Source organism: Rheinheimera mangrovi, assembly GCF_003990335.1.
Lineage (GTDB): Bacteria > Pseudomonadota > Gammaproteobacteria > Enterobacterales > Alteromonadaceae > Pararheinheimera > Pararheinheimera mangrovi.
Map to the genome: position 1 here is coordinate 1,114,829 of NZ_CP034683.1, position 20,615 is coordinate 1,135,443.

Annotated in this window: 17 protein-coding genes; 4 read left to right on the forward strand and 13 right to left on the reverse strand. The window is 46.9% G+C overall.

What is annotated here, in order from left to right; all coding sequences use genetic code 11:
- Window positions 1–18 precede the first annotated feature (18 nt).
- Window positions 19–1,281, forward strand: a complete 1,263-nt coding sequence (locus tag EK374_RS05140) for a DEAD/DEAH box helicase (RefSeq protein ID WP_127020761.1) — start codon at window positions 19–21, stop codon at window positions 1,279–1,281.
- A 57-nt stretch (window positions 1,282–1,338) separates the two neighbouring features.
- Here EK374_RS05140 and EK374_RS05145 read toward each other — a convergent pair whose 3' ends face one another.
- From EK374_RS05145 to EK374_RS05175, 7 genes are all read right to left on the reverse strand, one after another.
- Window positions 1,339–1,860 (reverse strand): GNAT family N-acetyltransferase, encoded by a 522-nt coding sequence (locus tag EK374_RS05145; RefSeq protein WP_127020763.1) that lies wholly within the window; start codon window positions 1,858–1,860, stop codon window positions 1,339–1,341.
- A 23-nt stretch (window positions 1,861–1,883) separates the two neighbouring features.
- Complete coding sequence (locus EK374_RS05150) at window positions 1,884–2,162, reverse strand: peptidylprolyl isomerase (protein WP_127020765.1); 279 nt, start codon at window positions 2,160–2,162, stop codon at window positions 1,884–1,886.
- Window positions 2,163–2,324: 162 nt separating this feature from the next.
- Complete coding sequence (locus EK374_RS05155) at window positions 2,325–2,867, reverse strand: hypothetical protein (protein WP_127020767.1); 543 nt, start codon at window positions 2,865–2,867, stop codon at window positions 2,325–2,327.
- Window positions 2,868–2,885: 18 nt separating this feature from the next.
- A complete protein-coding gene (locus tag EK374_RS05160) occupies window positions 2,886–5,174 on the reverse strand; it encodes a S8 family serine peptidase (RefSeq protein ID WP_127020769.1) in 2,289 nt (762 codons plus the stop codon).
- A 248-nt stretch (window positions 5,175–5,422) separates the two neighbouring features.
- Complete coding sequence (gene aguA / locus EK374_RS05165) at window positions 5,423–6,529, reverse strand: agmatine deiminase (RefSeq protein ID WP_127020771.1); 1,107 nt, start codon at window positions 6,527–6,529, stop codon at window positions 5,423–5,425.
- 1 nt (window position 6,530) lies between these two features.
- Window positions 6,531–7,421 (reverse strand): N-carbamoylputrescine amidase, encoded by an 891-nt coding sequence (gene aguB, locus EK374_RS05170; RefSeq protein WP_127020773.1) that lies wholly within the window; start codon window positions 7,419–7,421, stop codon window positions 6,531–6,533.
- Window positions 7,422–7,676: 255 nt separating this feature from the next.
- Window positions 7,677–8,321, reverse strand: a complete 645-nt coding sequence (locus EK374_RS05175; RefSeq protein ID WP_127020775.1) for a peroxiredoxin-like family protein — start codon at window positions 8,319–8,321, stop codon at window positions 7,677–7,679.
- Between the two features lie 154 nt (window positions 8,322–8,475).
- On the opposite strand from EK374_RS05175, the gene EK374_RS05180 reads away from it, so the two are divergent.
- A complete protein-coding gene (locus tag EK374_RS05180) occupies window positions 8,476–9,636 on the forward strand; it encodes an FAD-dependent oxidoreductase (RefSeq protein ID WP_127020777.1) in 1,161 nt (386 codons plus the stop codon).
- 1 nt (window position 9,637) lies between these two features.
- On the opposite strand, the gene EK374_RS05185 is transcribed toward EK374_RS05180, so the two are convergent.
- From EK374_RS05185 to EK374_RS05195, 3 genes are read right to left on the reverse strand one after another with little or no spacing between them, the layout of a single operon-like run.
- Window positions 9,638–11,974: a beta-L-arabinofuranosidase domain-containing protein gene (locus EK374_RS05185; protein WP_127020779.1), complete on the reverse strand. Its 2,337-nt coding sequence runs from the start codon at window positions 11,972–11,974 to the stop codon at window positions 9,638–9,640.
- Between the two features lie 55 nt (window positions 11,975–12,029).
- Complete coding sequence (locus EK374_RS05190; RefSeq protein WP_127020781.1) at window positions 12,030–12,977, reverse strand: glycoside hydrolase family 43 protein; 948 nt, start codon at window positions 12,975–12,977, stop codon at window positions 12,030–12,032.
- A 45-nt stretch (window positions 12,978–13,022) separates the two neighbouring features.
- Entirely contained in the window at window positions 13,023–14,408 is a 1,386-nt protein-coding gene (locus tag EK374_RS05195) for an MFS transporter (protein WP_127020783.1), read from the reverse strand.
- 324 nt (window positions 14,409–14,732) lie between these two features.
- On the opposite strand from EK374_RS05195, the gene EK374_RS05200 reads away from it, so the two are divergent.
- Both EK374_RS05200 and EK374_RS05205 read left to right on the forward strand, forming a co-directional pair.
- Window positions 14,733–15,767 (forward strand): arabinan endo-1,5-alpha-L-arabinosidase, encoded by a 1,035-nt coding sequence (locus tag EK374_RS05200; protein WP_127020785.1) that lies wholly within the window; start codon window positions 14,733–14,735, stop codon window positions 15,765–15,767.
- A gap of 118 nt (window positions 15,768–15,885) precedes the next feature.
- Complete coding sequence (locus EK374_RS05205) at window positions 15,886–17,769, forward strand: family 43 glycosylhydrolase (protein ID WP_127020787.1); 1,884 nt, start codon at window positions 15,886–15,888, stop codon at window positions 17,767–17,769.
- Window position 17,770: 1 nt separating this feature from the next.
- On the opposite strand, the gene EK374_RS05210 is transcribed toward EK374_RS05205, so the two are convergent.
- From EK374_RS05210 to EK374_RS05220, 3 genes are all read right to left on the reverse strand, one after another.
- Window positions 17,771–18,361, reverse strand: a complete 591-nt coding sequence (locus EK374_RS05210; RefSeq protein WP_127020789.1) for a hypothetical protein — start codon at window positions 18,359–18,361, stop codon at window positions 17,771–17,773.
- Window positions 18,362–18,515: 154 nt separating this feature from the next.
- Window positions 18,516–20,129 (reverse strand): methyl-accepting chemotaxis protein, encoded by a 1,614-nt coding sequence (locus EK374_RS05215; RefSeq protein WP_127020791.1) that lies wholly within the window; start codon window positions 20,127–20,129, stop codon window positions 18,516–18,518.
- A gap of 64 nt (window positions 20,130–20,193) precedes the next feature.
- A complete protein-coding gene (locus EK374_RS05220; RefSeq protein ID WP_127020793.1) occupies window positions 20,194–20,607 on the reverse strand; it encodes a type 2 periplasmic-binding domain-containing protein in 414 nt (137 codons plus the stop codon).
- Window positions 20,608–20,615: the final 8 nt, after the last annotated feature.

A 20,615-nucleotide genomic window follows, 5' to 3' on the forward strand; every position in this document is an offset into this window, starting at 1 on the left:
TACTTTAAAGGAAATTGCATGTCATTTGCCACGCTTGGTTTAGATCCCCGTATTCTTTCTGCTGTGACCGCTCAGGGTTACCACACACCAACCCCTATTCAGCAGCAAACCATACCTGTGATCTTAGAAGGCAAAGATGTGCTCGCAGGTGCCCAAACTGGCACAGGAAAAACCGCTGCTTTTACCTTACCTGTACTGCAACTGCTCAGTAAAAACACCAGCAAAGTAAATAATCTGCAGGTGCGCTGTTTAGTGCTGACGCCTACCCGGGAACTCGCTCAGCAGGTGGCCGACAGCGTTAAAGCTTATGGTGCTGATTTACCACTAAAATATGCGGTATTTTACGGTGGTGTCTCTATTAATCCTCAATACGATCAGGCCAGCCGCGGTCTAGACATTCTGGTCGCAACTCCTGGCCGTTTATTGGATCATTTACATCAGGGCACGGTCAGCTTGTCAGAGCTGCAAATTCTGGTGTTGGATGAAGCCGACCGTATGTTGGATATGGGCTTTATTCATGATATCAAACGTATTATGGCGCGTTTACCAAAAGAGCGGCAGACGCTATTTTTCTCAGCTACTTTTGCCAAAGAAATCAAAGAGCTGGCGGATACTTTATTAAAGTCTCCGGTACTGATTGAAGTAGCGAAACCGAACAGCACTGCAGATAAAGTAGAGCAACTGGCTTATAGGGTGGACTCGCAGCGCAAACGCGAGATGTTGTCTTATCTGATTGGCTCACGCCAATGGAAACAAGTACTGATTTTCAGCCGTACTAAACATGGTGCAGACCGTTTAGCTAAGCAGTTGCGGCTGGATGGCATAGAAGCCGGTGCTATTCATGGCGATAAAAGTCAGGGCGCCCGCACTAAAGCGCTGGATGATTTTAAAAACAACAGATTAAGTGTATTGGTTGCCACTGATATAGCGGCCCGCGGTTTAGATATTGAAGAACTGCCTATTGTAGTGAACTACGACTTGCCTCAGGTAGCTGAAGATTATGTACACCGTATCGGCCGCACAGGCCGGGCCGGCAATTCGGGTATGGCGATCAGTTTAATTACGCCAGATGATCTGGTCATGCTACAAGCTATTGAAAAGCTGACGAAACAAGTGATTACCCAGCAAGTTGTTCCTGGTTATGAACACGACCCGAAAATGAATCACAGCAGTAAAAAAGCCGATGCAGAAGAAGTGCGGGTACAAAAAGTGGCAAGCCGTAATAAACAGCTGGCAAAAGAGAAAGCGAAGTTACGTTCGCAGCTGTTGAATAAAAAGTAATTTTGCAGAAAGCCATTATTAAAAAGGCAGCGCAGGCTGCCTTTCCGTTATCGACGATTAATCGTCTTTGGGCTCAAGCGGTGTTGCCAATGTCAGCTGATAAAAGGCTAAATCCAGATAACGACCAAACTTAAAGCCAGCCTGAGTGATAGTACCGCTGTGGCGAAAACCATGTTTAGTATGCAAGGCAATGCTTGCTTCGTTGGCCGCATCTATACCACCAATCAGCAGGTGATAATTCTCAAGTTGAGCTTGCTCTATAATTTTTTGCAGCATCAAAGCACCATACCCTTTACCTTGCTGGTCTGGCGCTACATAGACTGAGTGCTCTACTGAATATTTAAAAGCCGGAAAAGCCCGGAAGGTGCCATAACTGCCAAAAGCTACCAGTTGATCCTGCTCATTCAGAAGGCCGAGCACCGGAAAATTCCCTGCTATTTTGTTGGCGAACCATTGTTGCATAGTGGCCATAGTGCGGGGTTTGTATTCATACAAAGCCGTAGTATTTAAAATGGCGTGGTTAAAAATAGCCAGAATAGCTTCGGCATGTTGGTCATAACTGCAGTGTACAAAACGCATCAGGCTCTCCGTCGCTTCTTCTGTCAGCTTCTGTACAGGGTTTTAATCAGATGGTAGCCAAACTGAGTTTTGACTGGACCATGCACTTCCAGCACGGCTTTTTTAAATACCACTTCATCAAAAGCTCTGACCATCTGGCCTGGCTTAAACTCACCTAAATCGCCCCCTTTTTTACCTGAAGGGCAAAGAGAATGCTTTTTGGCCAGCTCGTGAAAACTGGCACCTTTGGCCAGTAGTTGTTTTAATTTTTCTGCTTCTTCAGCAGTTTTTACCAGAATGTGGCAGGCACAGGCTTTGGCCATGATGAGATCTCTAAAATACTGTGGCGGCATTGTACAGCCCCTCCGCCAACCACGCAAAACTGTGCTGGAATTATTTTATGGCTTCAAGGCTATTTAGTATGGAAGCACGGATAAAAAAAGCCCGCGGGTTTGAAAACCGCGGGCTTTTATATGATGGCCTGATTAGTTAGGCTTATTTAGCGTCTCAATCACATCCAGACGGGCTTCTTTGACCAAGCCAGATGCACGGAGCGACTTTATTAAAGCGCTCAAATCTGCTCCGGCAGGTGCCTGCACTATCGCAATTTGTTTGTTGACTGTTTTTACCAGACCCAGACCAAACTGCTGTTGCAGTTCCTGTAAGGAAGCCTGATCTTTGGCAAGTATAGAAATTCGGCCCGTGACCACACCGAACTCACCAGTCAGTAAGTTCCTTACCACAGAATCAGCTTTCACTTTTCCGTCAGTAGTGATAGCTGTTTGCTGCACTATGGCTCGGCCGTTCAGCAGACCCTGATTCGCGCTGCTAGCGATACTGGACGGAACCAGCACCAGATCTGGCTGTAATTTGTATACGCCAAAATCAGCTTTTTCATTCAGCCTTTCTTTTTTTGTGTCAGTTTTCACTGCAGTAAATTTTTTCAGTTCAGGATTTATTTCTGCAGCCTGCACTGCCGTCATAGTACCGATAACGGCCAGAGCGGCTAAGGTTAATTTAATTTTCATAACTCTGCACTTCCTCTATTAACGGCCAAATACACGGATAGCTACACCTTCGATAACAGAAGGTTCAGTGTTGTTGACGTAACCATCTACGCCTAGCAAACCACCAGTTGAAGCATAGTCTGAAGCACCTGCATCCAGTACTTTGACTGTCCAGGTACCTTTGGCGTTTTCACCATAAAATGCATTGGTCAAAAATACTGAGTCATGCAGTATATAGCCTGGGATTTCTGATAAATCCTCCGTCAGAGCCGGGTAAATCAGCGCTTGTTTTGATGATAACAACACGCTCTTTGTACCGGCTGGAGAAGTCACCTCGATCGCTAAGTCAATACCTGCTGTAGTTTGGAAATAACCATCTACTGTATTAAAGCCAAAAGCCATTTCAGGGTTGGCAATAGAGAATTTCAGCTGAGCACCTTCCAGCACTATAGCATCAGCTACTTCGATAGAGACAGTAGCGCCAGTCACACTGTTGTCAGGCACAGGTAAAGCTAAAGAGCTTGGTGTTTCAGCATAAGAACCTACACCAGTCCAGTCTGCAATGACAGCTGCAGCCAGGTTTGTTTTGTAACTTTTAGCCATTGCAACAGCTGCGCCTGCGTTCACGCGGCCAAAGCCATAGTAGTTGTTGAAGTTAAAACCAGCCGCATTTTTTACCCAACCCTGATGGGCCTGAAATTCACCATCAGCTAAGTCCAATACCACCGGGGCATTGTCTTTATCTACCATAGTGCTGGTAGACACCAGAATGTGGCGAATATCACGGTAGCTTAATGCCGGATTGGCTGATGCGATTAGCGCAACTACGCCTGAAGCATTTGGAGCTGCAGACGATGTGCCGTTAAAGGTAGAAGTGTAATTACAGCTGGCATTTTCCGGGTGTCCAGGGTTATTAAAGGGGAAGAAACCCGCAAAAAATCCCTGGAAATAATCATTGTCATAGCTGTCAGCTGCAGGAAAACCACTGTAGCCGCGTAAACAGGTCATTTGATCTGTGGTCACCATAGCTGGTGCCAGTTCACCATATTCACCAGCCGGAGCTGACACCAACAAGTTAGCGCCTGCAGTAGAATAACTGGTATGTTTACCGTCACTGTTTACTGCGCCAACACTGAAGTAATAAGGAGTGGCCTGAGAAGGTTCGAAGTTACCGTTGTAACAGGTTAAACCTAAATCATTGGCACCGTTTACTTCACACAAGTCTGAATCATAATCGGCGCGGCCATCCAGGAAGCTGTTACCACTGGATTTCATATTTACTGCACCTAAACCTGAACGCAGTTCAGTTGCACTGAACTCTTGCACTCCTTCATCAAATTCAGAATAAGCTACAGCAGCAGGAATGGTCATGCCATAACTGCGGTTGAATACTGCCAGTGGTTCTGTAACTGTGATGCCGCTACCAGGAGCGCCATGGCTTAAGACAAAAGCCAGATTGCTTTGTTCTTGCAGGTAGTTCATGCCAATCAGTTTTGCGTCAGGAGCTACACCACGTCCGCCTAAGCCATTCCAACCTTGTGCCGCTATTAATCCGGCAACACTGGTGCCATGGTCGCCTAACAAAGATCTACTGGTTGGATTGGTAGGGTCTGTCGCGCCTCGTACAAAATTGATGGAACGATTTGGCAGTACATTGCCCTGTAAATCTTCGTGATTGATTTCAAGACCAGAATCGACAACTACAGCTATGGTATTTGAGCCAGTTGAGCCTGCTGCATAAGCTGCTGCGACATTCATGTCTTCGCCTGCAACCAGGATTTCTGGATTCTTCAGCGATTCTACAATTGCAGTAGCCCGCTCTACTGACAGACCTGCAAATTCAACTAATAAGGTCACATAAGTCTCATACAATGAATCGCTCATTGAATAAGCTTTTTGGCCGGTATTTTTTAAATGCCATTGCTGGTATGCCAGTGGATCAGTACTCGCGCCGGCAATGGTGACTGTTGCAGTAGCTGAGGCTTCACCATCAGATACAGTATAAGAAAACACTTGTTCGCCAGGTGCAGTTGGTGTGAAAACAAAATTCAGACCTGAGACCGCTAAAGTACCTTTACTCAGGGTATAAACGCCAGAAGCAGCTGATACTGGAGTACCGTTTTCTGAAATGGTAGCCAGGCTTAACGGATCCTGATTTGCATCAGTTGCCGCAAAAGCTCCTGATACCGGGACCCATTCTCTTACTTCTATGTTAGTCAATGAGACATTTGTTGCTTGTGGAGCAATGTTTTTATTTCCATCACCACCACAGGCTGCAAGAGCAACCAGCACAGCAACGGATAAAGCAGAATGTTTTAGCTTAGACATTGTGTTGTTCTCTGTTCCATGTTTTCGAATTTTTATTTTAGGCTTACTGGTTCTGACGTGCGCGCGACCTGAACCAATTACAAATTATCGTAACATGTTAACAAAATGAAACACTAGTAATTTATTTGTGTTTTTTTGCTGGGGAGATGCCGCTGATTTTAAAGGGGTTTTACAGTGATTTTTTATGTTTTCGTTTTTTTATGAAAAAAAACGGAGCTTAATGCTCCGTTTTTAGAACCGAATGTAAATTAGCGAGGCTGCTGCTGAGTAATACAGTGCACGTTACCACCGCCTAATAAAATCTCCCGGCCAGGCACAGTCACAACCTGATGCTGTGGAAAGATTTTCGATAAGATGTCGATTGCGACTTGATCATTGGCATCGTCAAACACCGGCAACACCAAACCACCATTGCATAAATAGAAGTTGATGTAAGAACCAGCTAAACGGGCTTCAGACTCACGAGGTACAGCAGCACCTGTTAAATCCACAGTAGCGTATTCTTCCGCTTTGGCCAGCATAGGCGCAGGCACAGGCAGCTTGTGCACCGTGAACTTACGGCCTTTGGCATCAGTACTGTTTTCCAGCACTTCTAAAGCAGCGCGTGAACGTTCGTACTGAGGATCATTTTTGTCGTCTGTCCAGGCCAGCAGCACTTCGGCCGGGCCGACAAAACAGCACATATTATCGACGTGACCATCGGTTTCGTCGTTAAAAATGCCTTCTTTGAGCCAAATCACTTTGTCGATACTCAAATAGTCCGACAGCATCTGTTCGATTTGTTCGCGGGATAAATCCGGGTTACGGTTTTTATTCAGCAAACACTCTTCAGTGGTCAGCAAGGTACCTTCGCCATCGACATGAATAGCGCCGCCTTCCAGCACAAAACCTTCAGTGCGGTAACGTGGCGTGCCTTCGATATTGGCTATCTTTTGCGCGACCTGATCATCCCTTTGCCAAGGGAAATACAAACCGCCGTTTAAACCACCCCAGGCATTAAAGGTCCAGTCGACTGCCCGCACTTCTTTGCCATTGGTGACAAAAGTAGGGCCAGTGTCACGGCACCAGGCGTCGTCAGTGGAGGTTTCAACCACCCGTATTGGGTGAGTGGTTGGTTCTAAACTCAACTGCGCCTGAGCATTGGCAAACTGAGCGGCAGATGCCAGCACAGTCACAGGCTCAAAACGGGCTATGGCACGAATCACAGCACAAAAGGCCTGCTGTGCTGGTTTGGCGCCTAAACGCCAGTTGTCGGTGCGCTCTGGCCATACCATCCAGGTTTGTTTATGCGTCGCCCATTCGGCTGGCATAAAAAAGCCATCGGCACGAGGCGTACTGTTTAAGGTAACAGCCATCTTAGTTGTTACCTTCGGTTGGAATGGTTTTGCCGTCTTTGGTTAACAGTGCGCCATATAAGTCGATACGACGGTCGCGGTACACGCCCCAGTTGCGGCGGTTTTTCGCGGTTTCGTCTAAATCGAAGGTGTGTACTAATACGGCTTCGCTGACTTCGTCGGCTTCTTCAACTTTGGCACCAAACTCGTTGGCGATAAAAGAGCTGCCGTAGAAGGTGATAGCGTAATCATCTTCGGTTTCACGACCAATACGGTTGGAGGCGATCAGCGGCACTAAGTTTGCAGCGGCATGCCCCTGCTGAGTGCGTTGCCAGTGTTCGCGTGAATTGACGGTCTCGTCATGAGGTTCTGTGCCGATAGCCGTAGGGTAGAACAACAGTTCTGCGCCCATTAATGCCATGCTGCGGGCACATTCAGGGAACCACTGATCCCAGCAAATACCGATACCGATTTTGGCATAAGCGGTATCCCAGACTTTAAAGCCTGTGTCACCCGGAGTGAAATAGAACTTTTCGCTGTAACCTGGGCCATCAGGAATATGGCTCTTACGGTATAAACCTAAGTTGCTGCCATCGGCATCAATCACGGCCACAGTGTTGTAAAAGCAATTGCCGGCTTTTTCATAAAAACTGATCGGAAGAACCACCTTCAGTTCTTTGGCAATTTTGCTGAAATGTTGAATAGCCGCGTTGTCTTCGACAGTAGTGGCGAACTCTAAATATTCATACTTTTGTTTCTGGCAGAAGTAGTTACGCTCGAACAGTTCCTGCAGCAGGATGATCTGGGCGCCTTGTTCAGCAGCTTCACGGACCAAGCGCTCACCACGGGCAATATTTTCTTCTACATTCCAGCCACCAATCATTTGGGTGGCGGCCACAGTTACCTTACGCATGCAAAGTCTCCTCAAGCCAGGGCTATAATTCAAAATAGAATTCAAAACAGAATTCAAATAAAAAGATGCAGCTACTCTAGTCAGTTTTATGCGCAAGGGCAATCAAAAGCAGGGGCTGCAAGGGCGCGCAAAATGCCGTATTTTTGCGCTGTCGTCAATGAGTTTTACCCTATTGGGCTTGAGTTTCAGGGCAGTTGGTGCTGCCCTGAATTAACTTTGGGTGGATATGCAAAAATATTGGGTTTTTAGTGAATGCTATTCGTTGGCTTGCTTGGCCAGACGCGCGGCCAACAGTAACAATTCAGGCTGCAAGCGGACTTTGTAGTTAATATGCTGGTAGCTGTATTGCACTAAACCCTCTTTATTCAGGATATACACAGCTGGCACGGGCAGAACTACTTTGCCGCTGCTTGCTTCCTTATTTAGATTCAGTTTGTAGGTATTTAGATAAGTAGCGCTGGTTTTTTCATCCAGATAATACGCCACACCAAAAGCAGAACTTAAATTGAACTGACTGTCAGACAGCAGGGTATAAGTAATAGCTGCGCCTTTGGTGTCTTTTAAACTGGCCTGAATAGCAGCAGGACTGTCTGGTGTCACTGCAATCAACTGATAACCTAAAGCTTCAAGCTTAGGTTCTATCTCACGCAAAGCCGCCAGTTGCAGGTTGCAATAAGGGCACCAGCCGCCGCGGTAAAACACCAGCACAGTGTCTTGTTGTTTCAGTACCGCGCCAAGTTCAACAGCTTTGCCTTCGGAATCCTGTACGCTGACCAGAGGGGCCGACATGCCATTTAACAGCGGCTTAATATCTTCAGGGCTTTGGGCAATACGGGGTTCTGCCAACAGGTTAAAGCTAAACAGGCTGAGGCTAAGTAACAGAATATGCTGCATTTTCATTTGGGGTTTTCCTTAAGTGATTTGAACTTAGATACCGGAGTTGTCAGGATAATCTTTCAGCGGCTGCTGAATAAATGGCGAATAATTGCTGATTTAGCACAAAGTAAAGATACAAAATCAGGATAGAATAACCAGAGTTGAGCAGGAGGTGTCTGTGCTGGATGTATTAATTGTAGGTGGTGGTATGGTGGGCGCTTCAGTGGCGCTGAAGTTAAGCCGTGCTGGTCTAGACGTGGGCTTAATAGAAAAACAGCCCGTTGCCGCTTTTGATCCGCAAAGTAGCCCTGATCTTCGGGTATCCGCTATTAACAGACGCAGCGAACAGTGGCTGACGGAGTTAGGCGCCTGGTCTTTACTGCAGCAATGGCGTTTATGCCCTTATAAAAGGTTACAGGCGTTTGAAGGCGAACAAGCCGGTCTGACTTTTCATGCCGATGAAGTGGCTTTGACCCATCTGGGCCATATTATTGAAAACAATCTTATTCAGCAGGCGCTTTGGGCTAATTTTCCTGTCAACTTACAACTGTTTTATCCAGCCACTGTGACAGGTTTTACCCAGCAGTCAGACTTTGCTTCTGTCAGTACCGCAGAATTTGGCGAGTTAAAAGCTAAACTGGTGATAGCCGCAGATGGAGGTCAGTCGCAGCTGCGCCAGTTAGCACAAATTGGTGTGTCGGGCTGGCAGTATCAGCAAAGCTGTTTAGTGGTTACAGTCAACACAGAGTGCGAGCAGCAGGACATCACCTGGCAACAATTTAATGAATCAGGCCCAAGGGCATTTTTGCCTTTGCTAGGTAAGCAGGGCTCTTTGGTTTGGTACGACCATCATCATAAAGTGAAACAACTGGCGGCCTTATCTAAAACCGCTTTGGCGGAACAAATTCAGCAGGCTTTTCCGGCCAAGCTGGGCAAAATTTCCGTGGAACAAGTGGCCAGTTTTCCGTTAGCTCGTGTCCATGCCAAAGACTATGTCAAAGGACGGCTGGTGCTGGTGGGGGATGCGGCTCATAGTATTAATCCGTTGGCAGGTCAGGGCGTGAATTTAGGTTTTGCCGATGCCATGCTATTGTCTGAGCTGCTGGAAAAGGCTTTTACGCAAGGCAAAGATTTAGCAAATCCTGAGTTATTACAGCAGTACCAAAACACACGTCAGCGTGAAAATGCACTGATGATGTCGGCTATGGATCTGTTTTATCAAAGCTTTAGCAGCAGCCTGCCTCCTGTGCGTTTTTTACGTCAACTCGGTTTAGCTGTAGCAGAAAAGGCTGGCCCACTCAAACACTGGGTCAGCCGTTATGCGGTTGGTATCAGTTAAGCTACAACTTCAGCAAACGTACCTGATAAAGTCCACCTGCTATGCTGCCGGGCTTGGCGACAAATTTGACGCGGAAGTGATCAGCATTTTTCGGCAGCAACTCATTGGGGATAGGGTAATCAACCTGATACCAGTTCGGGCCTCGGCCATCTTTTAGCTCCACATCGGTCAGCTTGTGATTATCCAGCCAGATCTCAAAGGCTCGGCCGGTATCCAGGCCAAAATACTCCAGCCTTAAGGTCAGGTTGTGTTGGCCCTTGTGGCTTAACTGATAACTAAACCAGCTTTTACTGTGCCGCCAGTGTCGGCCTGAATTGATACCAGCTTCGCTTTGTTCACCCAAATAAAAATGATCCGACTCTGGCTGCTGCTCGCCAGGATAGACTTTATCCAGCGTTTGTTGCTCCAGTAAAGCTGCGGCTTTATCTTGCTGATCTTGTGCCTGTTTTTGTTGTTGCCAACCTTCAAGGCTGGTGTGCTGAAAGTAGATTTGGTATCTGCTGTCATGCAGTCGGAAAAAGGGAATAAGCTCTGGCTGACCTTGTAAAAAGCCCTGGCCAGTGTTGAAGCTCAAAGCTTGATTGGGCTGGCGCTTTACACTGGCATGGAAGTTTTTTGGCTCGCCAATATAAATTGGCGCAGCAGAAACCGGGCAGCTTAGGCCTGAGGCGATATGACCCATTCTGCTGTCATCCGCGACAAAATTTAACTGTTCGTTTTTAAAAGGTGTGCTGCGACTGGCCAACACTATAGGGCCGTACAAAACGGCAAAATAATCAGGTTTGGCTGGCATAGGCTCCAGACTCAACGTCATCTGCAGCTCAAGTTTTACTCTGTCACCTTGTTGCCATGGGCCTGTCAGCAAAAAATGTTCACCGGCTTTGGCTGTGACAAGAACGGCTTTACCATTGCGCCAGATTTTAATGGCACCAGCCCAGGATGGATAACGCAGCTGCAGGTTCAATTTGCTTGGAGCGTCAAATACCAATTCAGTGCTGTTTTCATCCGGGAATAGGGTCTGCTGCTGCAGTTTTATTGCTGGAGTGTCAATGCTGGAGGCTATCCACAAATTCACCTGCAAGGCGTTTTTATCCAGACTGTAAATAAATTCACCATGTTTACTGTGGCTTTCTATGCCTGAGCCAACACAACACCACATGGCCTGATCCACTTTGGAGTAAACCCGATAGTGCTGTGGCCGCATTGGCGTGAAGTAAACAAAGCCGCCGTGCTCCGGATGCTGGCTGGCCAGAATATGGTTCCACAAACCCCGCTCATAATAATCCAGGTATTTGCTTTGGCCTGTCTGGCGGTACAGCAGCATAGAGAGTTTCAGCATATTGTAGGTATTGCAGGTCTCAGGCCCTTCCACTTCATTCAGCATAGGGTTGAAGTCGTCTTTGGGATGGAAATGCTCGCGCACGCTATTGCCGCCTATAGCCACAGTGCGCTGCTCTACCACTAAAGACCAGAAGTATTCAGCCGCTTTGAGCCAGTGTTGATCACCGGACAATTCAGCAATACGGGCTATACCCACCACTTTAGGAATTTGGGTATTGGCATGCAGGCCTGTCAGCTTGTCTTCACCTTGCATTAAGGGGTTAAGAATACGTAGTTCGGTAAAGCTTTTAGCCAACTGCATGTAGCTGTCATCGCCATAGATGACAGCCATATCGGCCAGCACTTCGTTCATGCCACCATGTTCGGTCAGCAGCATTTGCTGGATTTGTTGCGGTGATAAGTTTTTTACCAGATTTTTCAGCCAGTTGCCGTAATTCAGCAACAGGGTTTTGGCACGCTGATCGCCGGTTTGCAGGTAAATGTCACGCAAGCCAGCAAAGGTTTTATGGATATTGTAAAAAGGCACCCAGTGTTGATTCAGGCTAAATAAATCGGTTTCAATCTGGCCTTGTTGAATTTGTTGCCACAAGGTTTTGCTGCCGGGCACGCCGCCTAAATAACCTTGTTGCGCTTGCTGGATTTTCTGAAGTTCAGTGAGCAGATAATCCAGTCGCTTTTTGATCTGCTCATTGGCTGTAGCGCTATACATAAAAGCCAAAGCCGTTAAATAATGCCCCAGCATATGCCCATCTAAACCTGTATTTTCCCAGTTGCTATAGGACTCTGTTTTTTGTTCAATACCGGCTTCACGGCGCAGTGGTGCCAGCAGTTTGTCAGCATCCAGCGCCAGTAAGTATTTCAGATTGGTTTGCTCAGAATGTAAAAAGGGGCCGTCGGTTAAGCGCACTGAACTTAGTGGTACTGTAGTCAGTTTTTGTGTTTCAGCGGCTTGTAAATAGACGCTAAAGATTAAAAATGCAGAGAGTAATAGTCGCATTAATGACACCTCTTAGGTCAGAACCAAGGCTCTGACCTGGTAATTACTGCTGAGCTTATTCCTGTAAAGAAGGGCGGCCAAAGACCGGCATGCCGTTGTCGTCCCAGCGCAGCGCTTTGACGTAGGTATGGCGGTTTGGATCCCAGAGTGGATCGCCGACTATTTCAGTGTAAGTGCGGGCGTGATACACCAGTAGGTCAGTTTTTCCGTCTGCGGATACAGTAAAGCTGTTGTGGCCCGGGCCATAGACTTTATGTTCAAAGCAGCTTTGCAGTACTGGCTCTTTTAACTTATGCCAGCTTTGTGGGTCGATCAGGTTGGCATTTTCATCGGCCCACAATAAGCCCATGGCATAGTTTTCATCTGTGGCACTGGCGGAGTAGCTGATAAAGACTTTGCCATGACGGATCAACACGCTGGGGCCTTCATTTACCCAAAAACCACGAATTTCCCAGTCAAATTCCGGCTTACTCAACAATACAGGCTTGCTGCTGATTTTGTCCGGTGTGTCCATAGTGGCAATGTATAAATTGCTGTTGCCTTCGATCTGATTATCTTTTTGCGCCCACAGATAATACAGCTGGCCCTGGTGTTCAAAGGTGGTCGCATCCAGACAAAAGGTATCGATGCCGGTATCAATCTGGCCTAAAAACTGCCATTGCCCTTCAACAGGGTTGGCGTCTTTGCAGCAAATTACATACATACGGTGTTGAAACAGCTTGTTTTTAATCTCACGGCTGGGTGCTGCGGCAAAGTAGATATACCAGGCGCCCTGACGGAAATGAATTTCCGGTGCCCAAATAAGCTCTGAATAAGGCCCTGTATCAGGTTTTAACCAGGCCGTGATGGGAGTTGCCTGCGGCAACTCTTCGATAGTACGGGCACGGCGTAACTCGACTCTGTCATAGGCTGGCACTGAGGCGGTAAAATAATAATATCCATCGCTATGACGATAAATGCAGGGGTCGGCCCGCTGCTCAATTAACGGCGTTAACAATCGCATAAAAACTCCAGTGCGCTATTGATAAAGAACTTTGTCTGAAAAAACTTACTTAGCATTCACCAACTGAATCGCAGCTGATGCCTGTTCAGGCTTTGGGGGCTCAATTTGGCCTGCCACCATGTCCTGGTAAAAGTTGTCGGTAATTTTGTATTTGTACATCAAAAGGCCCATCAGCAAATGGAAAAAGCCTGGGATCACCGATAGCATCAGCGCTATGCCCAATAAGCTGAATTCGCTTTGCACCTGATCGGGTTGATAATCAAAAAAGGTTAGTAGGCTACCGACCACAAAACCCGCTATGCCCATACCTGCTTTCTGGCAAAAGGAAATACCACCAAAAGCTAAACCTGAAACACGCTGGCCTGTTTTGTGTTCACCATAATCGACGGCCTCGGCAATGGCTGACCAGAACACAGGCGCATGCAAATCCACCACAAAAGACAATAAGAAATACAACACAAAAGCCAACCAGATATCACCGGGTTTCACCAGTACAAACAGCAGCACACTTAGCACAGCGACTACAATCTGGCTTGTACGGAACAGTTTTACTTTGCAATGATGTTTGGTGATCCAGGTGGACGCCACCATAGCAAGAATAGCGGCGACTACGCCGGTCGATAAGAAGGCGGATAGCATAGTGGCATCACCACCCAGATAGTACTTGGCGTAATAGGCTGCCACTGAGCCACGAATGACATAACCAATAGTGCCAGTAACACAAACCGCACATAAAATCAGCCATTGATCATTTTTTAGTAAAAGTTTGAGCTGACTGAAAAAAGGTTTAGTTTCTACCTGATGCTGTAATCGTTCGGTGGTATTAAAAAAGCAAAATAAAAACAACAAGCTGGCCATAGCGCCCATCAAACCCATAGCCGCCTGATACCCTGTCGCCAGTTGGCCTTCGCCCCACTGAGCTGCTAATACCGGCACTATGATGGTGACTAAAAAGGCGGCGATTTTGGCGAAAAACAAACGGTAGCCATTGGCGGATAAACGCTCTTTTGGACAATCGGTCAAGACGCCAATAATGGAAATATAGGGGATAGTGACAGCGGTAAACATCAGGGTAACGAAGATGTAAGTGGCATAAGCCCACACCAGCTTGCCGTTGTAATCCAGATCAGGTGTCGAAAAGGTCAAAAACACCGAGATACCAAAAGGGATGGCCATAAAGAGGAAATAATGCCGGTAGCGTCCCCAGCGAGTGGTAAATTTATCGGTGAGCATGCCCATCAAGGGGTCTGTCACTGCGTCAATCAACCGCACCACCAGAAATAAAATGGCGACGTCTGCGGCTTTTAAGCCAAAGATATCGGTGTAAAAAAAAGTGATGATTAGCATCATGGAAGAAATCACGACATTGACGGCCATATCTCCGGCGCCAAAGCCAATTTTCTCCATAACAGATAGTTTATAACCTGCCATTCGACTCCCCTGTGGTTTACATCAGTTTTATGCTCAGTTTTTCTCATCTGGCTGCAAAGCCATGGTGGATCCCGATGCTAAAACCTGTTTTATATCATTTATAGTCTTATAGTATTACTAATGAATTCAGCTGGCAAGCCGGAATAAAGGCCTATATTTATTGCCGTGAAATAGTAATTATCTATTTGTTTTATATGGTTATTTAATGGTTTTATTCTCTGTGGGCAGCACAACGAATCGCAGTGGTGTTTCTGCATTTCATTGCTTGCTGAGTTGAACTTATGCTATTTGTAATACAAATTCAACTAAAACAGGATAGACGACATGAGCAAGCTGAGTTTCAGAGCTGTTGCACTTAGGTTGGCACTTTTTAGTGGCACTATGCTTTTGACAAACCCATTACAAGCTGAGCAAGTCAGCATTCATGATCCGGTACTGGCGAAAGAAAAAGGCCAGTATTTTTTATACAGCACAGGTCCAGGCATCACCTTTTATCAATCCAGCGATTTAACAAACTGGCGTTTAGGCGGTCGTGTTTTTGAAGGTGAGCCGGCCTGGGCAAAGTCGGTATCCCCGGGCTTTGATGGTCATATCTGGGCGCCGGATATTTTTCAGCATCAGGGCAAGTTTTATCTGTATTACTCCATCTCCGCTTTTGGTAAAAACACCTCGGCTATAGGGGTCACAGTGAACACTACTTTGGATCCGAAGGATCCAAATTATCGATGGGTGGATCAGGGCATAGTGCTGCAGTCTGTGCCACAACGTGACTTATGGAATGCGATAGACCCTGCCATCATTCTGGATGAACAAGGCCAGGCCTGGATGAGTTTTGGCTCCTTTTGGGGTGGGCTGAAATTGGTGAAACTGGGTCAAAGCCTGACTCGTATAGCGCAGCCAGAACAGTGGCATACGCTGGCCAAAGCAGAGCGACCAGCATTTTTGGATGATGCCGAGCCAGGACCTGCTGAGCTGGAGGCGCCTTTTATCTACAAAAAAGGCCAGTTTTATTATCTCTTTGTTTCTTATGGAAAATGTTGCCGTGGTAAAGACAGTACTTACCATATGGTGGTCGGGCGTTCTCAAACCTTAACCGGGCCTTATCTGGATAAAGAGGGCAAAGATTTAGCTATGGGCGGCGGTTCAGTTTTATTAAAAGGCAATAAAGATTGGCCAGGTTTAGGCCATAACTCTGTTTATGCAATGGATGGCAAAGATTACTTGGTCTTTCATGCCTATGAAATGGCTGACAAAGGCCTGCAAAAGTTGAAGATCACTGCATTGGACTGGGATAACAACGGCTGGCCTTTGGTGAATGATAAAGACTGGTTGGGTTATCAGAGTGAGCTGGTTCGCTAACTTCTGCCGATAGAACGACGCTGCTGTTGTTTTAAAAAAAATTTCGTTTTAGACTCAAAAAGTCTTATTGTAATACAAATATAAATTTAACGATAAATAAAAACAGACAGGGTTAGCTATGACTTCTTACATCAAGCCTTTACCCGGCTTAAAAGGGTACCGGATCCCATTGGCTATCGGCTTACTTAGCCTGTTAGCCGCCTGTTCGCCTGAGCTGCACAAAGGCGAGGTTAAGGTTTCACCTGCTGTTCAGCCTGCCGCATCCGTGGTTACCGAAGTCGAAGATCAAAGTTTTACCAATCCATTATTTGCCAATGGTGCTGATCCCTGGCTGGAGTACTGGCAAGGCAATTATTACCTGACCACCACCACCTGGACCTCTCAGTTGGTGATGCGTAAATCACCCACTCTGGCGGGTTTAGCCACTGCTACTCCGGTGAATGTCTGGTCTGAAACCAATGCCAAAAGTTGCTGTAACTTCTGGGCTTTTGAATTTCATCGTTTGCAGGGGCCTGATGGACCACGCTGGTACATGATGTACACCTCGGGCAAGCAGGAAAATCTGGACGGTCAGCATTTGTCGGTGTTGGAAAGTGCGGGCGACGATCCTATGGGGCCTTATCAGTATAAAGGCTCACCTATGCCTGATAGCTGGAACATAGACGGTAACTATCTGGAACATAATGGCAAATTGTATTTGCTCTGGTCCGAGTGGGTGGGGGATGAACAGCTCAACTGGATCAGTGAAATGTCCAATCCCTGGACTTTAACGGGCGAACGTATGGTGTTGTCCCGCCCTTCATTGCCTTGGGAGCAATCAGGCCGAAAGGTCAATGAAGGCCCGGAAGTGTTGAAACACCAGGGCCGTACTTTTGTCATTTATTCTGCCAGTTTTTGTGATACGCCGGATTACAAGCTGGGATTACTGGAATTGACAGGCGAGGATCCAATGGACGCTAAGTCCTGGACTAAAGCACAGCAGCCCGTGTTTGAGCGCGGCAATGGCGTGTTCGGCCCTGGCCATAACGGCTTTTTTACCTCACCGGATGGCACAGAAAACTGGCTGGTGTATCACGGCAATAATAAAGAAACCGACGGCTGCAGCGCGACCCGTTCGGTCAGGGCTCAACCTTTTAGCTATAAAGCTGATGGTACTCCGGACTTTGGTACTCCGGTGCCTGAGGGGCGAACTGTGGCTGCGCCTTCTGGTGAAAATGGTCCTCTGACGCTGGTGCCTGAAGGCGTGAGCTGGCAGTTGCTCAACCGTTCTACAGGACTTTGCCTGACGCCTTCAGCACAAGGGCTGACAGAACAGGCCTGCGAGGGTACAGGCCTGTGGATTTTAGACCCAACAACCAAAGGCCGTTACCGGCTGGCGACAATTTCAGGGGCATTTTTAGCTGCACATCATCAGCTGTCTGCCTGGGTAAATCAGCCGGAACAGCAATGGCAGTTAAAAGCTGGCAGTGATGGCTATTCCCAGCTGTTCAACGCTGCAGATCAAACAGCTTTGACCCCAGCAAACTGCAAAGCCGACGGCAACAGCTTATGTCAGGACTGGTTATTGGTGCCAACAGGAAAGACGGTGCTAAGCAGCAGACAAAGTGGAAAAGTGCTTAGCACAGCTGGTTGCGCAAGCCAGGATGGAACTTTGATCACACAACAAAGCTGGAGCCAACAGCAATGCCAACAATGGAACTGGAAAGTAGGGCAGGCAGGTTTTCTGCAACTGCAGAACGGTCAGAACCCAGAGCTTTGTGTTCAGGTCAAACAGGATGCTTTAGCTGCTGGTGCTGATCTGATTTTAGGCAGTTGCTCCGCCAAATCCAGCCAGTGGGCTCTGCAACTACTGACAAACGGCGCTGTATCTCTATTCTCGGCTCATACAAAACAGGCTGTCGACTTACCTGGTTGCAGTTTATTTGATGCAGTAGCACTGAAGCAGGCTCCGGCCGCAGCTGATGCTATCTGTCAGCAATTTCAGCTCAGAAACCCTGATTGAGCTAGAAGGCCTCCAGATTAACTACAGCAGTGGCTGTGCGTTCCACTGCTGTTTTTTCATCGACAAATAACATCAGACTGTATTCAGAACTAATGGATGAATAACTGATTTGCAAATGTAAACGGCTGTTGTCCGGCTGTGGTTCTGGCTGAAAATCCAGTACCAGTCTGGTGTTGGCTAAATGGCTGGTTTTATAGTCAGCGCTGATTTTATCCGCAGTTTTCATCACCTGCTCCACTATGCCAAGATGTTGCTCTGTGCTTTGAACTGTCGTCGCATCTGTTTCCGAAGACACCCAGGCTACAGCACCAAATTTGGAGCTGAGCTGGGTAAGAAGTAGGCTGGTTTTTTGTTGCAATAGGGTGTAATCCGGGCCCTGATAATAGTTCAGTTGCAAGGCGCTTAACTTGTCCTCTGTCCACTGCGTTTCTACTTTTGCGGCAGCTTCAAACAAAGTTACAGTCTTTTCGTTTTGTAGCTCAGCACTAAGGCTGGCTTTTGCGGCGCCTAAAACATAAGCATCGACCTGAAAATCTGCCGCCAGCAATGCAGGACTGAATGCCAACATGGCCACAAAAGAAAAAACACGCATACCCACTCCTGTCTGACTGAACCTGTTCTGGCTATAAGATAGCAGTTATAACAATCTTTATGCATCAATTAACTACGACAGCAAACAGAAGATTCTATAGACTCCGGCCCCCGTCGCCGGGGGGAGTAGAAATGCTTGGTTGGAGCAGTGTTGCTTACTCGCGGAATTTTGAAGAGACTGTGTTCAGTTCCTGAGCCAGTGCGCGCAATTGATCAGAAATATCTGCCACTGAACTTTGAACCTGAATAGTACGGCTGAATGAATCTGCCATCTGGTGAGTATTATCTAGCACTAAACTGGCCACCATGGTTTGTTGCTCGGTCGCTGTAGCGATTTGCGCATTGACCATATTAATTTTATCGATTTCCTGATTGATCAGCTCGATAGAGCTACCTGCTTCAGCCGTCAGTACTGCACTGTTATTGGCTTTAGTTACCGCCAGATCCATTAATCGTACTGCGCTGTCGACGTTTTGCGTCAGCTTGCCTAACAATTCACGAATAGTAGTGACTGAAGAGGCGGTACGGGACGACAATAAACGCACTTCATCCGCAACCACAGCAAAACCCCGGCCTTGTTCACCTGCTCTGGCTGCTTCAATAGCTGCATTTAATGCCAGTAAATTGGTCTGATCGGCAATATCATTAATGCTTTTTAAAATGCCACCAACTTCCTGAGTTTGTTTGGCCAGATCGGTGATCACTGTGCTGGTATGGGCAATTTCACTGGCTAAATCTTTAGAGGCCTGTACTGAAGATGTAGTTTTTTCATAACCCTGTTTAGCTAAACGGCTGGCATCATTAGCGCTGCCGGATGCTGCATTTGCTGACTGGCTGATATCTTTGACGCTACTTTGCATTTCTTCCATCGAATGCGACACAGTGTCTGCATCATTTTTTTGCTGACTGGTCATGCCATCAAGCTCTCTCATGCCTTTAGCCAGTTCATCGGCTGTGCGGCTGACAGGGTCTACCAGATGGGCAATAGCTACAAAAGAGCTTTGCAGTAGAGCGATAAACTCATTGAAGTTGCGGGCTACAGCACCAAATTCATCTTCAGAGTCGATGGACAGACGGCTGGACAAAGAGCCTTTACCTGATGCCAATACCTGCAGTGAACTGGCCAGACTATTGGCTGTTTTGCTGATGTTCCGGCCTATCATATGACCAACAACCGCCATAATAATTAACAAGACAGTACCGCATAACACAATAATCAGCACAGAACGTTCAGACGAAGCCGACATATCGACCAGTATTTGTTGAAAGTTATGGTCAGTCTGCTTTTCGTAGGCCACAAAACCGCTTTTTGCGGTTTCATACAAAGCTGTTTTATTTTGAATAATGCTTTGTGCTGCGCCTATATCTAAAGTGCCGTCAATCATGGACTGAGCAATTTCTGCTGCCGCCTTGGCGTAAGCACTAAAATTCTGTTCCAGTGTCTCTAGCTGTTTCAGGTTAGTCGTATCCAGTTTTTTCAGTTGTGACAGATTGGAGACTACTCGTTCTTCAGTCGCTTTGGCTGTACTGAGTATGTCTGGATCGGATAAAGAAACGGATTGAGTAAAGAATTCTTCGACCGCATTAAATTCCACCACCATTTGCGAGGCAAGCTTAGAGCTGTCATACATTTTGTCTTTAATCAGCACGATGCTGTCAGCATTGCGGGCAGCAAAATAAATGGACGATGTCAGTACTATTAAAAAAGCCAGAATTGCGATAGCAATAATAAGCCAGATTTTTTTCAATAAACTCAGGTATTTCAGCATAAGTAGGATCCAGAGTATGGCTTACAACAAAGGCAGGTGATCAGATCACCTGCCTGGACAAGCTTTAGTTCAGTGTTAAGGCCACTTTGACTGCACCAGTCACAGCACCTGTACTGACATAACCAATGGCTGCAGGGTTTTTCGCCACTGCGTCCAGCACTTCCTGTTCTGATGCCAGTTCTTTTGGCGGTGTTCCTTTGCCAGTGAATATCAGTTTAGACCAATAGGCTTTCATCTGGCTGGAAGAACGGCCCAAAGCTTTTTGGTCAAAATCAGCACGCACTGTTACCGCCTCAGCCAGATTTAATGGCTCAGCTGCTTTGCCATCGGTAAAACTCTTGGCGCGGCCGGTAAAAATTTTATTGATATCATCCTGCGACAAGGTTGCTGCATTGGATGGGTGAACTATTACTGCAACATTGGCAAAAGCCATAAAGCTCAGAGTCAGGGCAGGAATGAAGATTAACTTTTTTAACATGATTTGAT

Excerpts from the sequence above, each read along its gene's own strand:
- EK374_RS05155 (WP_127020767.1), bottom strand. The coding sequence starts at position 2,867 with ATGAAAATTAAATTAACCTTAGCCGCTCTGGCCGTTATCGGTACTATG.
- EK374_RS05215 (WP_127020791.1), bottom strand. The coding sequence starts at position 20,129 with ATGCTGAAATACCTGAGTTTATTGAAAAAAATCTGGCTTATTATTGCT.
- EK374_RS05160 (WP_127020769.1), bottom strand. The coding sequence starts at position 5,174 with ATGTCTAAGCTAAAACATTCTGCTTTATCCGTTGCTGTGCTGGTTGCT.
- aguA (WP_127020771.1), bottom strand. The coding sequence starts at position 6,529 with ATGGCTGTTACCTTAAACAGTACGCCTCGTGCCGATGGCTTTTTTATG.
- EK374_RS05205 (WP_127020787.1), top strand. The coding sequence starts at position 15,886 with ATGACTTCTTACATCAAGCCTTTACCCGGCTTAAAAGGGTACCGGATC.
- aguB (WP_127020773.1), bottom strand. The coding sequence starts at position 7,421 with ATGCGTAAGGTAACTGTGGCCGCCACCCAAATGATTGGTGGCTGGAAT.
- EK374_RS05185 (WP_127020779.1), bottom strand. The coding sequence starts at position 11,974 with ATGCGACTATTACTCTCTGCATTTTTAATCTTTAGCGTCTATTTACAA.
- EK374_RS05200 (WP_127020785.1), top strand. The coding sequence starts at position 14,733 with ATGAGCAAGCTGAGTTTCAGAGCTGTTGCACTTAGGTTGGCACTTTTT.
- EK374_RS05150 (WP_127020765.1), bottom strand. The coding sequence starts at position 2,162 with ATGGCCAAAGCCTGTGCCTGCCACATTCTGGTAAAAACTGCTGAAGAA.
- EK374_RS05220 (WP_127020793.1), bottom strand. The coding sequence starts at position 20,607 with ATGTTAAAAAAGTTAATCTTCATTCCTGCCCTGACTCTGAGCTTTATG.
- EK374_RS05140 (WP_127020761.1), top strand. The coding sequence starts at position 19 with ATGTCATTTGCCACGCTTGGTTTAGATCCCCGTATTCTTTCTGCTGTG.
- EK374_RS05175 (WP_127020775.1), bottom strand. The coding sequence starts at position 8,321 with ATGAAAATGCAGCATATTCTGTTACTTAGCCTCAGCCTGTTTAGCTTT.
- EK374_RS05195 (WP_127020783.1), bottom strand. The coding sequence starts at position 14,408 with ATGGCAGGTTATAAACTATCTGTTATGGAGAAAATTGGCTTTGGCGCC.
- EK374_RS05145 (WP_127020763.1), bottom strand. The coding sequence starts at position 1,860 with ATGCGTTTTGTACACTGCAGTTATGACCAACATGCCGAAGCTATTCTG.
- EK374_RS05210 (WP_127020789.1), bottom strand. The coding sequence starts at position 18,361 with ATGCGTGTTTTTTCTTTTGTGGCCATGTTGGCATTCAGTCCTGCATTG.
- EK374_RS05190 (WP_127020781.1), bottom strand. The coding sequence starts at position 12,977 with ATGCGATTGTTAACGCCGTTAATTGAGCAGCGGGCCGACCCCTGCATT.